This is a genomic window from Pseudomonas sp. LA5 (assembly GCF_028640825.1).
In the GTDB taxonomy this organism is placed as follows: domain Bacteria; phylum Pseudomonadota; class Gammaproteobacteria; order Pseudomonadales; family Pseudomonadaceae; genus Chryseomonas; species Chryseomonas aestiva.
Genome location: NZ_JAQYZY010000032.1, coordinates 181,973 through 194,900, shown reverse-complemented (window position 1 = coordinate 194,900; position 12,928 = coordinate 181,973). Strand labels below are relative to the sequence as shown.

The 12,928-nt window shown below is 67.7% G+C and carries 13 protein-coding genes and 1 pseudogene; 9 read left to right on the top strand and 5 right to left on the bottom strand.

The features are described from left to right. Nucleotides 1-107: 107 nt before the first annotated feature. The 4 genes and pseudogenes from PVZ72_RS24210 to PVZ72_RS10045 form a co-directional block, all read left to right on the top strand. Nucleotides 108-1,136, top strand: a pseudogene (locus PVZ72_RS24210) (HAMP domain-containing protein); the annotation flags it as partial. A gap of 153 nt (nucleotides 1,137-1,289) precedes the next feature. Beyond that, a complete protein-coding gene (locus PVZ72_RS24205; protein ID WP_411566960.1) occupies nucleotides 1,290-1,994 on the top strand; it encodes a methyl-accepting chemotaxis protein in 705 nt (234 codons plus the stop codon). Between the two features lie 110 nt (nucleotides 1,995-2,104). Next, nucleotides 2,105-3,463 carry a nucleobase:cation symporter-2 family protein gene (locus PVZ72_RS10050; RefSeq protein ID WP_273861831.1) on the top strand — a complete coding sequence of 453 codons (1,359 nt, stop codon included), beginning with the start codon at nucleotides 2,105-2,107 and terminating at the stop codon, nucleotides 3,461-3,463. 121 nt (nucleotides 3,464-3,584) lie between these two features. Then, the gene (locus PVZ72_RS10045; RefSeq protein ID WP_007162082.1) at nucleotides 3,585-3,785 is read left to right on the top strand and encodes a hypothetical protein; all 201 of its coding nucleotides are present in this window, start codon (nucleotides 3,585-3,587) and stop codon (nucleotides 3,783-3,785) included. Here PVZ72_RS10045 and PVZ72_RS10040 read toward each other — a convergent pair. Further along, nucleotides 3,782-4,276 (bottom strand): DUF523 domain-containing protein, encoded by a 495-nt coding sequence (locus PVZ72_RS10040; protein WP_273861830.1) that lies wholly within the window; start codon nucleotides 4,274-4,276, stop codon nucleotides 3,782-3,784. The genes PVZ72_RS10045 and PVZ72_RS10040 overlap by 4 nt on opposite strands. A gap of 31 nt (nucleotides 4,277-4,307) precedes the next feature. Next, nucleotides 4,308-4,940, bottom strand: coding sequence for a 2OG-Fe(II) oxygenase (locus tag PVZ72_RS10035; protein ID WP_273861829.1), 633 nt, complete (start codon nucleotides 4,938-4,940; stop codon nucleotides 4,308-4,310). A 178-nt stretch (nucleotides 4,941-5,118) separates the two neighbouring features. Here PVZ72_RS10035 and PVZ72_RS10030 point away from each other — a divergent pair, with 178 nt between their 5' ends. Further along, complete coding sequence (locus PVZ72_RS10030; protein ID WP_133862572.1) at nucleotides 5,119-5,856, top strand: DUF2059 domain-containing protein; 738 nt, start codon at nucleotides 5,119-5,121, stop codon at nucleotides 5,854-5,856. A 6-nt stretch (nucleotides 5,857-5,862) separates the two neighbouring features. Here PVZ72_RS10030 and PVZ72_RS10025 read toward each other — a convergent pair whose 3' ends face one another. Continuing rightward, nucleotides 5,863-6,801 (bottom strand): alpha/beta hydrolase, encoded by a 939-nt coding sequence (locus tag PVZ72_RS10025; protein WP_273861828.1) that lies wholly within the window; start codon nucleotides 6,799-6,801, stop codon nucleotides 5,863-5,865. A gap of 182 nt (nucleotides 6,802-6,983) precedes the next feature. Between PVZ72_RS10025 and PVZ72_RS10020 the strand changes: the two genes are divergently transcribed. The 4 genes from PVZ72_RS10020 to PVZ72_RS10005 are packed head-to-tail and all read left to right on the top strand — an operon-like array spanning nucleotide 6,984 to nucleotide 11,721. Next, nucleotides 6,984-7,454 (top strand): MarR family transcriptional regulator, encoded by a 471-nt coding sequence (locus PVZ72_RS10020; protein WP_133862574.1) that lies wholly within the window; start codon nucleotides 6,984-6,986, stop codon nucleotides 7,452-7,454. Nucleotides 7,455-7,457: 3 nt separating this feature from the next. Beyond that, complete coding sequence (locus PVZ72_RS10015; RefSeq protein WP_273861827.1) at nucleotides 7,458-8,912, top strand: efflux transporter outer membrane subunit; 1,455 nt, start codon at nucleotides 7,458-7,460, stop codon at nucleotides 8,910-8,912. 16 nt (nucleotides 8,913-8,928) lie between these two features. Continuing rightward, entirely contained in the window at nucleotides 8,929-10,140 is a 1,212-nt protein-coding gene (locus tag PVZ72_RS10010; RefSeq protein WP_133862576.1) for an efflux RND transporter periplasmic adaptor subunit, read from the top strand. Nucleotides 10,141-10,194: 54 nt separating this feature from the next. Further along, nucleotides 10,195-11,721, top strand: a complete 1,527-nt coding sequence (locus PVZ72_RS10005) for a DHA2 family efflux MFS transporter permease subunit (RefSeq protein WP_133862577.1) — start codon at nucleotides 10,195-10,197, stop codon at nucleotides 11,719-11,721. A gap of 8 nt (nucleotides 11,722-11,729) precedes the next feature. On the opposite strand, the gene PVZ72_RS10000 is transcribed toward PVZ72_RS10005, so the two are convergent. Together PVZ72_RS10000 and mutM are read right to left on the bottom strand one after the other, a co-directional pair. Further along, nucleotides 11,730-12,104 carry a c-type cytochrome gene (locus PVZ72_RS10000; RefSeq protein ID WP_273861826.1) on the bottom strand — a complete coding sequence of 125 codons (375 nt, stop codon included), beginning with the start codon at nucleotides 12,102-12,104 and terminating at the stop codon, nucleotides 11,730-11,732. Then, nucleotides 12,101-12,913 (bottom strand): bifunctional DNA-formamidopyrimidine glycosylase/DNA-(apurinic or apyrimidinic site) lyase, encoded by an 813-nt coding sequence (mutM, locus tag PVZ72_RS09995; RefSeq protein ID WP_273861825.1) that lies wholly within the window; start codon nucleotides 12,911-12,913, stop codon nucleotides 12,101-12,103. Before mutM ends, PVZ72_RS10000 begins: the two co-directional genes overlap by 4 nt. Nucleotides 12,914-12,928 lie beyond the last annotated feature (15 nt).

Sequence of the window (12,928 nt, the reverse complement as noted above, 5' to 3'; positions counted from 1 at the left end):
CTGATCGCCCATGATCCGGCCCGACAGGAAAAACCTGACTGGCCGCTCAAGTTATCTCCGGCAGGCACCGATAAAGTCTGACAAATAACTGTCGGAGTTGCCTCGCCGTGCCTGCCTTGTCGTTGAAACAGAAACTCTCGCTGTCTGCCACCGCGGCCGTCCTGGTCGTGGGGGTGGGTCTGACCGCCATCAACTTCTTCAATACCCGCACGGCGCTGGAAGCCTCCACGGTCGAGCAGCTGAAGACGGTCAGCTTCGTCTTCAACGGCGGGGTGCGCCAGTGGCTGGACGGCAAGGCCGCGGCGCTGGGCGCCCTGGCCGCCGACACCCAGGAGGCGAACCTCCCGGCCGGGCTCAATCAGGTCAAGAACTCCGGCGGCTTCGACAACGTCTTCTATGCCCGGCCTGATGGCAGCCAGGTCAATGCCAATGGCGTCCAGCTGCCGCCGGACAACAACGATCCGCGCAAGTGGCTGTGGTACCAGCAGGCGCAGCAGAATCCCGGCAAGGTGTTCTTTTCCATTCCCACCGTGGCGGCGGCGACCAAGCAGAACGTGCTGTCGCTGGGCTGGGCGCTGCAGTCGGCGGGCAAGACCACGGCGATCCTTGGCGCGGACGTCAGCATCAGCGACATCCTCGACCAGCTCAAGCGCGTGCAACTACCAGGCGCCGGCAGCGCCGTGCTGGTCAACGGCCAGAATATCGTCCTGGGCCACGAGGACCCCGCCCTGCTGGCCAAGCCGATCACCGAGCTCTTTCCCCAGCTCGACGCGGACACCCTCCAGCGCCTGGCCCAGTCGCCCGGCGAGCGCCATGTCGAAACCGCCGCCGGCCAGCGCCTCTATGCCGCGCCCATGAATCACAATGGCGAGACTCTGGTGATGATCGTCGACAGCGGCGTGCTCATGGCGCCGCTGCAACGCCAGCTGTGGATCAGTCTCGCCATCCTGACCGTGGTGCTGGGTGGCTCGCTGCTGCTCATCAACCTGCTGTGCAGCTATCTGCTCCGGCCCCTGGGCGTGGTCTCGAGCGGCCTGCAGGTGATCGCCGAGGGCCAGGGCGATCTGACCCGCCGCATCGCCGTGCAGAGCACCGATGAGGTCGGCGGTCTGGCCGGCCACTTCAACCAGTTCGTGGCCAGCCTGCACGGCCTGATCGGTGGCGTGCGCCAGCATGCCCAGAGCGTCGACGCCGAATCGCAGAAGGTCCTGCAGCGCAGCGCCGCGGCCACCCAGGAGCTGGGTCGCCTGCAGCAGGAGATCACCCTGGTGGCCACGGCCGTTACGGAAATGGCGTCCGCCACCCAGGAGATCGCCCGCAATGCCGAGCAGACCGCCGAGGCCATCCGCCAGTCCTCCGACAGCACCGCCCAGGGCCTGACCCTGGTGCAGACCAGCAAGGAATCCATCAACAGCCTGGCGCGGGAAGTGGACGACGCCACCCGGGTCATTGGCGAACTGGACCATCACTCCCAGGCCATCGCCAAGGTGCTGGACAGCATCCAGAGCATCGCCGAGCAGACCAACCTGCTGGCGCTCAACGCGGCCATCGAAGCAGCCCGCGCCGGTGAGCACGGCCGGGGCTTTGCGGTGGTCGCCGACGAGGTGCGGACGCTGTCGCAGCGAACCCAGGCCTCGACCCGGGAGATCAACGAGACCATCGGCACCCTGCAGCAGATGACCCGCCAGGCGGTGCAGCGCATGGACAGCAGCATGGCCATCGCCGAGCGCAGCGTCGCCGACGTGGAACGCGCCTCCAGCGCCCTGGAAGAAATCGCCCAGAGTGCCGGCGTCATCTCCGAGATGTCCCTGCAGATCGCCACGGCAGCCGAGGAGCAGACCTCGGTCACCGAGGAGATCACCCGCAACGTCATCACCATCAAGGGCCTCGGCGACACCCTGGCCAGCGGCGCCGAGGATTCGGAACGCCAGTCGCGCTCCCTGCAGCATCACGCCGCCGATCTCAATCGCGACGTGGCCCGCTTCATCCTGTAACCCCTCAGGCGCAGCCGCCCCTCGGGCCGGCGGCTGCGTCCTGGCCGAAGACCCTGCGCCACGGGGCGGGCATCCGGTAAGATCGGCGCTTTTTCCGCGACGACTCCGCCATGTCCCAGCCTTCCCGCTCCGAACTGCTCTATGGTCCCCAGGACCGACCGCGCCCGCTGATCGCCCTGCTCGCGGCCATCCAGCACCTGCTGGCGATCATCGTGCCCATCGTCACCCCCGGTCTGCTGATCTGCCAGGCCCTGGGCGTCTCGCCGCGCGACACCAACCTGATCGTGTCCATGTCGCTGGTGATCTCCGGCATCGCCACCTTCGTCCAGTGTCGCCGCTTCGGGCCCTTCGGCGCCGGCTTGCTGATCGTCCAGGGCACCAGCTTCAACTTCGTCGGTCCGCTGATCGCCGGTGGCGCCCTGATGGTCAAGAATGGCACCCCGGTGGAAGCCGTGATGGCGGCCATCTTCGGCGTGGTCATGGCCGGTTCCTTCGTCGAGATGGGGGTGTCGCGGGTGCTGCCCTTCGTCAAGCGCCTCATCACCCCGCTGGTGACCGGCATCGTGGTGCTGATGATTGGCCTGACGCTGATCAAGGTCGGCCTGATCAGCATGGGCGGCGGCTTCGCGGCGCTGGGCAATGGCACCTTCGCCAATGGCGAGAACCTGCTGCTGTCGGGCACCGTACTGGCCACCATCGTGGTACTCAATCGCCTTCCATTGCGCGGTCTGCGCAGCAGCGCCATCGTCGTCGCCCTGCTGCTGGGCTACACCCTCGCGGCCTGGCTGGGCCGGCTGAATTTCACCGGCATGCACGAGGCCGCCTGGGTGCAGATCCCCCTGCCGCTGCACTTCGGCCTGGGCTTTTCCTGGTCGCTGTTCGTGCCCCTGCTGGTGATCTACCTGGTGACCTCGCTAGAGGCCATCGGCGACATCACCGCCACCAGCAAGGTCTCTCGCGAACCGGTGGAAGGTCCGCTGTGGATGCAGCGGATCAAGGGCGGGGTGCTGGTCAACGGCGCCAACTCGCTGCTGGCCGGGCTGTTCAACACCTTTCCCAGTTCGGTGTTCGCCCAGAACAACGGGGTGATCCAGCTGACCGGCATCGCCAGTCGCCATGTCGGCCTGTGGATCGCCGCCATCCTGGTCCTGCTGGGGCTGTTCCCGGCGGTGGCCGGGGTGATCCAGGCAGTGCCCGAGCCGGTGCTCGGCGGCGCGGCCATGGTGATGTTCGGCGCGGTCGCCGCCTCGGGGATCAACATCCTCGCCAGTGTCGAGCTGGACCGACGCGCACTGCTGATCATCGCCGTGTCCCTGGCGCTGGGCCTGGGCATTTCCCAGGTACCGGAATTTCTCGCCCATATGCCGGCCGGCCTGAGAGCGGTGCTGGAATCCGGCGTCGCCACCGGCGGCCTGTGCGCCCTGCTGATGAACTGGTTCCTGCCGGAAACGCCCAAGACCGCCGGCTAGACGCCCTTTTTCATCCGCGGACTGAAGTTCCACGCGGGGGTGCCGATAGCCTGGGCAAGTCACCTGTGGACTCGCCACGGTCGTCGTTTCGACCGTGGGCGACCCACCCAGCAGAGCGCCCATGATCAGCCCGGATGTTCCTGTCGTTAAGGTCCCGCTGCGCGAATATGCCGTCCTGGCGCGTGCCATGGGCGCCACCGTCTTTGCCCAGAACCTCGAAAAGCAGCCGGGCGAACTGGTCGGCTGGCGCTTTCCCAAGGGCTGCTTCGTGCAGAAGGCGCATTTCCAGAGCCTGCTGGGCCGCCAGCCGGAGACCCTCTAGGCGTTGCCTTCCAGCGCCGCGAGCAGGCGCTGCGCCTCTTGCAGTTCGGTATCGTTGAAGACGGCGACGCCCGCGCGCTTCAGCGCCGCCGCCGTGACGCCCTCGCCCGCCACCCGGGTGCCGCTGAAGCTGCCGTCGTAGTTTTCCACATTGCCGCAGGACGGACTGCGCGCCTTGAGCACCGCCAGGCGGATGCCATGGCGCGCGATCAGTTCGAGCGCGGCCGCGGCCCCGGCGACGAAGGCCCGGGTCACGTCCTCTCCGCTATCGGTCACCACCGGCAGCCGACCGTCCAGCACTGCGCCACCCTGGCCGCCGGGAATTTCCGCCGGCGGACGGGGCGTCGGCAGGCCACCGGCCACTTCCGGACAGAGCGGCACGATGCGGCCCTGGGCCTGCCAGACCGCCAGCAGGTCGAAGGGGCCGTGGGCACCGCCGTCATAGCGCACCCGATGCCCCAGCAGGCAGCGACTCACCAGTATCTTTTCCATGCAGCCTCCCGGTCCGCCGCCAGTCTACGCCCTAGGCCTGCAGCGGATTGTCGCCACGCCGGCGGAACCAGCCGGTCAGCGACAGCCGCTCGCGGGTGGCCGGCAGCACCTCGTGGGGCAACTGGCCGGAGAGAAAGCACACCAGGCTGCCGCCCAGGGGCAGGACATCCTGCTGGCGCAGCTCGTCCAGATAGAGCCGCAGCTCGCCGCCCTGCTCCGGCAACCAGGCATCGTTGAGATAGAGCACCAGGGAGACCATGCGGCGGTCATCGTCGCGGAAGCGATCCAGGTGCCGTGCATAGAAGGCGCCGGGCGGATAGAGGGCGAAGTGGCTCTCGTAGTCTTCCAGCCCCAGGAACAGGGAGCGGTTGAAGGCCTCGCGCAGGGTGTCCATGAGTTGCAAATAACGCTGCACGCCGGGATGGGCATCGTCCGGCTCCAGCCAGGCGATATGGTCGCCTCGTACCCCTTCGCGGATCAGCGGGCTTTCGCCACGACCGATGCCGGCGCGCTCCAGCTCACCGCGGGCGTGGCGCAACCGGCACTCGGCGGCCAGCTCGGCAGTGAGGTCCAGGGGCAGGAAGATGCTCTGCCGCGACCAGCCGTGCTCGGCGAGATCGTCGACGATACGTTGCAGCAGGGGATGCTCGGGGTGCAGAGCCATCGCGGAAACCGTCAGAACCGGGCCAGGCCGGCGGGATGCCGAGTGTAAGAGAAGTCGGCCACGGCTGCGCGCCTGCCTTGACCAGGCGACGAATGCCCGGGATGAGCGCCTCGACAGCCAGCCTGGGGTTGCCGACAATGGCGGACTTTCCGGCTCTGCGCCGCTGCCCGAGGTGTCCATGCGCGTTTTGTTCGCTTCCCTGCTTTTCGCCATCAGCCTGCCCGCCCTGGCCGACGATACGGTCAGTCTCTATCAGGCCGCAGGTTGGCCCGAGCAGCGCGGACACTTCCGTGACGCCCTGCAGGCTGCCCAGCAGCGCTACCAGAACAGCCTGCCGCCGGCGCTCTACCAGAGCCTGGTGGACAACAGCAACAAGCGCTACACCGCCGCGGCCATCGATCAGCGCGCCCTGGCCGCCTTGCGCCAGAGCCTGCCGGCCGACGGCCCCGCCCTGCAGTTCTTCCAGTCGCCGGTGGGACGCAAGGTGGTCGCCGCGGAAATCGCCGCCACGCGCAGCGATCAACTGGCCAAGAACGCCAATGGCGTACCCCAGATGCAGGCCAGCCCGGCCCGGCGTGCCCAGGCCAAGCGCCTGGCCACTGCCCTGCCCGTGCGCGAAGCCGGGGCCGAGGTCAGCGTGGCCCTGGCGGGCCTCGCCGCCGACAGCCTGAGTTCGATGCTGCCGGGCCTGCTGGGCCAGCAGCAATCCGGCGGCATGATCGAGCAGCAGCGCCAGCGATTCATCCAGCAGATGAATGCCGGTGACCTGGAAAACACCCTGCTCTATGTCTATCGCCCCCTGAACGACAGCGAACTCGGCCAGTTCGCCGACTTTGCCAGCTCGCCCAATGGCAGCGCCTACTACCGTGCCGCCGTGGCGGCCCTGCGCGCCGGCCTGGGTGGCGGCGGTCAGTAAGACGGCTCAGGCGAGACGGTCGTCCAGCCAGCGGAAATAGCGCTGGCGCAGGGCTTCGGTCTCGTTGACCAGATGGTGCCGCGCCTCTGGCAGGCGCAGCACCTCGGGCCGAGCGAACTTGGCCTCCAGCACTCCCAGGTTGTGCCGCCAGTCGACGGTGAAATCCTGCTCGCCCTGGATCACCAGCAAGCTACGGTTACTAGCCGGCGCCCTCTCCAGTTGCGGAATCCAGCGCGCCAGGGCGCCAACCCACTGCGCCGGCAACTCGCGTGGCTGCAGACTGTCCTGCTGTAGGAAGTCGAGAAAGGCCGGATCCCCGGAATTCACCGAGAAGCGCCGCGGCAGGGCACGCGCGAAGGGCTTCACCAGGCGATAGGTCCACAGGCCCTGGCGCCAGGCGTGGGGCCTGACCAGGGGCGCCAGCAGGATCGTCTCGCCCAGTTCGGGGGCGGGCTCACCGCGCAGCAGATAGTCCAGCAGAATGGCGCCGCCAGTGCTCTGGCCGAGCAGGTGCCAGGGCCGTGGCAGGTCCAGGCGGCGGGCTTCGGCGACCAGGGCCGTCAGGGCGGTCTGGTATTCGGCGAAGTCGTTGATGCTGGCGCGGGCCCCGCTCGACAGGCCATGCCCGGGCAGGTCGCAGGCCAGCACCGCCCACTGCCGTGACAGGGCCCAGTCCACCACGTGACCATAGAGGCCCATATGGTCGTAGTAGCCGTGCAGCAGCAGCAGGCTGCCCCGCGGCTCGCGCGGCCACCAGCCTTGCACGGCGAGCTGGTAGCCGCCGGCGGTAAGTGCGCCCAGGGCCACCGTCACCTCCGGTCGCGCGAGGCTGTCTGCCAGGCGGTAATGGCGGCGATAGGCCTGGTGGTCGAGATCCGCCGGCAGGTCGCGATGCAAGGGCACCAGGGCCTGGCGGAGGCGGTCTAGATCGAAGGGAGGCGTCATGGCTCGGTTCACGGCGAAGTGGCCCCCATGATCGGCGCCTGGGCCGCCACAGGACAAGGGTTCGCCAAAGGACTTTTCCAATTGTTTCAAAATGCGCAACTCTTCCCTGCGCAAAGGTGTCTGAATATTTCACTGCCTAGGCAGTATTCTGGATCCGCTTCATTGCCTGGGCAGATACTGCAATGTCACATTTCGACCGTAGCAACTTTCCCCTGCGCTATTCCGTAGGCCATCTGATCCACCTGGCGAATCAGTACAAGGATCGCCTGCTGGACAGTCACCTGGTGCCCTACGACATCACTGCTGCCCAGTTCAAGGTGCTGCTGCTGCTCGCCCGCGACCTGACCGACACCCCGGCTGAACTCAGCCGCTGCCTGTCGCTGGACAGCGGCGCCATGACCCGCATGCTCGATCGTCTGGAAGCCAAGGAGCTGCTGCGCCGCGTGCGCAGTCTGAGCGACCGCCGCCAGGTGCGCCTGGAACTGACCGAACAGGGCAAGGCCCTGAGCAGTGAACTCATGCAAATCGGCGTCGACGCCCTCAACGACCTCACCCAGTGCCTGGATCGCCAGGAGCTGGACGACCTTGAACGCCTGCTCCGCCGCCTGCTCAGCCCCTCCGGCCTGTTGCCGGAGACCTCTGGAGACCTCTGACCCATGACCTTTCGCCTGCCATTGACCGCCCTCTGCGCCGCCCTGCTGCTGGCCGGCTGCGTGTCGTCCGAGGGGTTGCATACCCAGGGGCGCGCTGTGGATCCGGCGACGCTCAAGGGCGAAGCCACCTTTGCCAACGATCGCCTCTCCCCCGCCCAGTGGCCGAGCGCCGACTGGTGGACCCGGCTGGGCGATCCGCAACTCGATAACCTGATCCGCGAGGCCTTGCGTGACAGCCCCTCGCTGCAGGAAGCCGATGCGCGCAGCCGCCAGGCCGATGCTGCGGTACTCGCTGCCGATGCCGACCGCTATCCGCAGATCGACGCCAATGGCGGCATCACCCGCTCGCGCCTCGCACGGCCGGACGATCCCGTCGGCCAGGGCGAACGCTACAGCACGCTGCGCCAGTTCGATGTGAGCGGCAGCTACAGCTTCGACCTCTGGGGTGGCCAGCGCGCCGCCTGGGAAGCCGCTCTCGGCCGTGCTCGCGCCGGCGAGGTGGATCGCCAGGCCGCGCGCCTGACCCTGGCGGCCAACGTCAGCCGCGCCTACAACCAACTTGGCCTGGCCTACGCCAACATGGACGTGGCCCAGCAGGACCTGGAGCGTACGCGCGGCATGCTCGACCTGGCCCAGCGCCGGGTCAACGCCGGTCTCGACAGCGACTACCAGCTGCAGCAGACCCAGAGCCTGGAAGCCAGCTCGGCCGCGGCCCACACCGCCGCCGAGCAGCAGGTGCGTACGGCCCAGATCCGCCTCGCCGTGCTGCTGGGCAAGGGGCCAGACCGTGGCGCCGAGATTCCAAGACCGAAGCTGATTGCTCCCGCCGCGGTAAACCTGCCCGGCCAGCTGCCCGCCGAATTGGCCGGTCGCCGCCCGGACCTGATCGCCGCCCGCTGGCGGGTGGAGGCCGCGAGCAAGGACATCGTCGCCAGCAAGACCAACTTCTATCCCAACCTCAACCTCACGGTGGCGGCCGGCAGCAAGGCCATCCTCGGCGATGCCCTGTTCGGCGGTCCGGCGCGCTTCTTCAACGTGGGTCCGGCGTTGTCGCTGCCGATCTTCGACGGCGGTCGCCGTCGTTCCGATCTCGCCAGCCGGGACGCCGACTACGACCTGGCCGTAGCCCAGTACAACCAGACCCTGGTGCAGGCGTTGGGCGACATCGCCGACGCCATCACCCGCCAGCGTTCGCTGGATCAGCAGATCGTCCAGCAGCAACGGGCCCGCGACATCGCCAAGAGCTCCTTCGACATCGCCATGCAGCGCTATGGCGCCGGCATCGGCAACTACCTCGACGCCCTGACCGTCGAGCAGCAGCTGCTGCAGGCCGAGCGCCAGCTGGCCAGCCTCCAGGCCGATCGCGTCGACAGCGGCGTGCTGCTGATGCAGGCCCTGGGTGGCGGCTTCCAACCGTCCAAACTGCCGCCGGCGCCCGCCGCCGCGGCCACACACTGATACCGAGAGCCCGACCATGGCCGATTCCGCCGCAACCCCCAATGACAATGCCCAGGAGCAGAAACCGCAGCGCTCCGGCAAACGCAAAGTCCTCCTGCTGCTCCTGCTGCTGGTGGTGATCCTGGCCGGCGTGGGCGTCTACTGCTACCACCTGTTCTATGGCCGCTTCCATGCCAGCACCGACGACGCCTACGTCAACGGCAACCTGGTGCAGATCACGCCCCAGGTCGTCGGCACCGTGACCCGCATCGCCGTGGACGATGGCGACTTCGTCCGCCAGGGCCAGCCGCTGGTGGAATTCGATCCCAGCGACACCGCCGTGTCCCAGCAGAGCGCCGAGGCCAACCTGGCCAAGACCGTGCGCCAGGTGCGCGGTCTGTACAGCAACGTCGACAGCTACAAGGCCCAGGTGGCCGCCCGGCGCGTCGAGGTCGAACGGGCCCGCGCCGACTACGCCCGCCGCCAGCAACTGGCCAAGGGCGGCGCAATCTCCAAGGAAGAACTGGCCCATGCCCGGGACACCCTGGTCGCGGCGCAGAGCTCCCTGACCTCCGCCCAGCAGCAACTGGACACCAACCAGGCACTGGTGGACGACACCGAGATCGCCTCGCACCCGGACGTCAAGGCCGCCGCTGCCCAGCTGCGCCAGGCCTATCTGAACCATGCCCGCAGCACCCTGGTGGCGCCGGTCAGCGGCTATGTCGCCAAGCGCTCGGTGCAGGTCGGCAGTCGCGTGCAGCCCGGCGCGGCGCTGATGGCCGTGGTGCCTCTGGACCAGATCTGGATCGACGCCAACTTCAAGGAAACCCAGCTCGCCGAGATGCGTATCGGCCAGCCGGTGGAAATCCATTCCGACCTCTATGGCGACGACGTACGCTATCGCGGCGTGGTGGAAAGCCTGGGCGTGGGTACCGGCAGCGCCTTCTCGCTGCTGCCGGCGCAGAACGCCACCGGCAACTGGATCAAGATCGTCCAGCGCCTGCCCGTGCGGATCCGCCTGGAAGGCGACAACCTGGACAAGCATCCGCTGCGCATCGGCCTGTCGACCGTGGTCGACGTCGACCTGCACGACCAGGACGGCGCCCGCCTGCCCACCACCACACCGCAGCAGCCGCGCTACAGCACCGACGTCTACGACCATCAGCTGGCCGATGCCGACCAGCTGATCCAGCAGATCGTCCACAACAACGGTCCGGCGGCGCGTGCCGCGGGCGTCGCCAAGCGCTGACAGCCAAGGAGGCTCCCTGCGAGCCTCCCCGTCCATCCCTTCTGGTAATCCGTCATGAGCGATAACGCCTTTCGCCCGGCGAGCCTGGTGCTCGCCACGGTGGGCCTGTCCCTGGCCACCTTCATGCAGGTGCTCGACACCACCATCGCCAACGTCGCCCTGACCACCATTTCCGGCAACCTCGGGGTGAGTTCGGAACAAGGCACCTGGGTCATCACCGCCTTTGCCGTGAGCAACGCCATCGCCCTGCCGCTGACCGGCTGGATGGCGCGGCGCTTCGGCGAGGTCAAGCTGTTCATGGCCGCCGTGGTGCTCTTCGTCATCACCTCCTTTCTCTGCGGCATCGCCACCTCCATGCCGGAACTGGTGATCTTCCGCGCCATGCAGGGCTTCGTCGCCGGCCCGCTCTATCCCATGGCCCAGACCCTGCTGCTGGCGATCTTTCCGGCGGCCAAGCGCGGCATGGCCCTGGCACTATTGGCCATGGTGACGGTGGTGGCGCCCATCATCGGCCCCATCGCCGGCGGCTGGATCACCGACAACTACAGCTGGCCGTGGATCTTCTTCATCAACATTCCCATCGGCATCTTCGCCACCCTGGTGGTCTGGAGCCAGCTGGGCAAGAAGCCGGAAAAGCTGGTGCACCAGCCCATCGACTATGTCGGGCTGATCCTCCTGGTGCTGGGTGTGGGCGTATTGCAGGTGGTGCTGGACAAGGGCAACGACCTGGACTGGTTCGAATCCAACCTGATCTGCCTGGGCGCGGCCTTTTCCGCCGTGGCCCTCACCGCCCTGGTGATCTGGGAGCTGACCGACAAGCATCCCATCGTCAACCTGCGGCTGTTCCGCTATCGCAACTTCAGCTTCGGCACCCTGGCGCTGGTGCTGGGCTATTCGGGCTTCTTCGGCATCAACCTGCTGCTGCCCCAGTGGCTGCAGACCCAGCTCGGCTACACCCCGGTGTGGGCGGGTCTGGCCGCGGCGCCCATCGGCATCCTGCCGGTGATCCTCTCGCCGCTGGTGGGCAAGTTCGCGCACAAGACCGACCTGCGCCTGCTGGCCGGCGGCTCCTTCCTGGTGATAGGGGCGTCCTGCTTCATGCGCGCCACCTTCAACAACGAGGTGGACTATCGCCACATCGCCGAGGTACAGACCTTCATGGGCCTGGGTGTGGCGCTGTTCTTCATGCCGACCACCAGCATCCTGCTGTCCAGCCTCAAGCCGTCGGAGCTGGCGGATGGTGGCGGTCTGGCGACCTTCCTGCGGGTGCTGGGCGGCAGCTTCGCCTCCTCCCTGACCACCTGGCTGTGGCAGCGCCGCGCCATCCATCACCATGCCCAGCTGACCGAGGACGTCACCGTCTACAGCCCGGCCACCCAGCATTACCTGGACGCCCTCGGCGGGCCGTCGCAGCAGGCCTATGCGCAGCTGGACAAGGTGGTGGAGAGCCAGGCCTACATGCTCTCCACGGTGGACTACTTCACCCTGCTCGGCTGGATCTTCATGGGCCTGTTCCTGATCATCTGGCTGGCCAAGCCGCCCTTCGCGGCCAAGCCGGGGGCCGGTGGCGGCGACCACTAGCCCGGCATTCAGGGAGTGCCGGGCTGGGTCTCCAGGTAGTCGGCGATGTCGCGCAGGTCCTCGGCGTCGCCGATGCCCCAGAATCTCATCTTGGTGCCCGGCACCTTCCGCTCGGGATCGCGCAGAAAGGCCGCCAGGGCCTCGCGATCCCAGGCGAAGCCGGCCTGGCGCATGGCGTCGGAATAGTTATAGCCGGCCAGGCTCCCGGCCTGGCGACCGAAGAGGTCGTTGAGCTGGGGGCCGAAACCGGACTGGGCGCCCGGTCCCACCGAATGGCAGTTGTGGCAGCGGCGCAGGAAGAGATTGCGGCCATTGTCGGCATCGGCCCAGGCCAGTTCACCGCCGAGCAATGCCAGCACGGCCAGCCCAGCCAGGCCCTTCATCGCTGGCACTTCCGGCAATAGACGCTGGCGCGCTGGCCCAGGCGGATCTCCTGCAGGCCAGTCCCGCAGACCTTGCAGAATTCGCCCTTGCGCCCGTAGACGAACAGCTCCTGCTTGAAATAGCCCGGCGCCCCATCACCACCGATGAAGTCGCGCAGGGTGGTGCCGCCGCTTTCGATGGAGCGCGCCAGGACCTTCTTGATCTCGACGGCCAGGCGCTCGTAGCGCGCCCGGGAAACGCTGCCAGCGGCCCGGCGGGGATCGATGCCGGCGGCGAACAGCGCCTCGGCGGCGTAGATGTTGCCCACCCCCACCACCACGGCGTTGTCCATGATGAAGGGTTTGACCGCCATGCTGCGCCCGCGCGACAGCTCGAACAGCCGACCGCCGTCGAAGGCCTCGGTCAGCGGTTCGGGCCCCAGCTTGCTCAGCAGCACATGGGCATGGGGATCCTGGGTCCAGAGCAGCGCACCGAAGCGGCGCGGATCGGTGTAGCGCAACGACAGCCCGGATTCCAGCTCGATGTCGACGTGCTCGTGCTTGACCGGCGGCTGGTCGGCGGGCACCAGGCGCAGGCTGCCGGACATGCCCAGGTGACCGATCAGGGTGCCGCTCTCGGCGCGGATCAGCAGGTACTTGGCCCGTCGCTCGACGGCCTCGATGCGCTGCCCGGAGAGGCGCACATCCAGGTCCTCGGGTACCGGCCAGCGCAGCCGGCCATCGCGGACGATGACCCGGCGCACGCGCTGACCGACGACATGGGGCTCGATGCCCCGGCGAGTGGTTTCGACTTCAGGTAGTTCGGGCATGAGGATCCAGAAGGA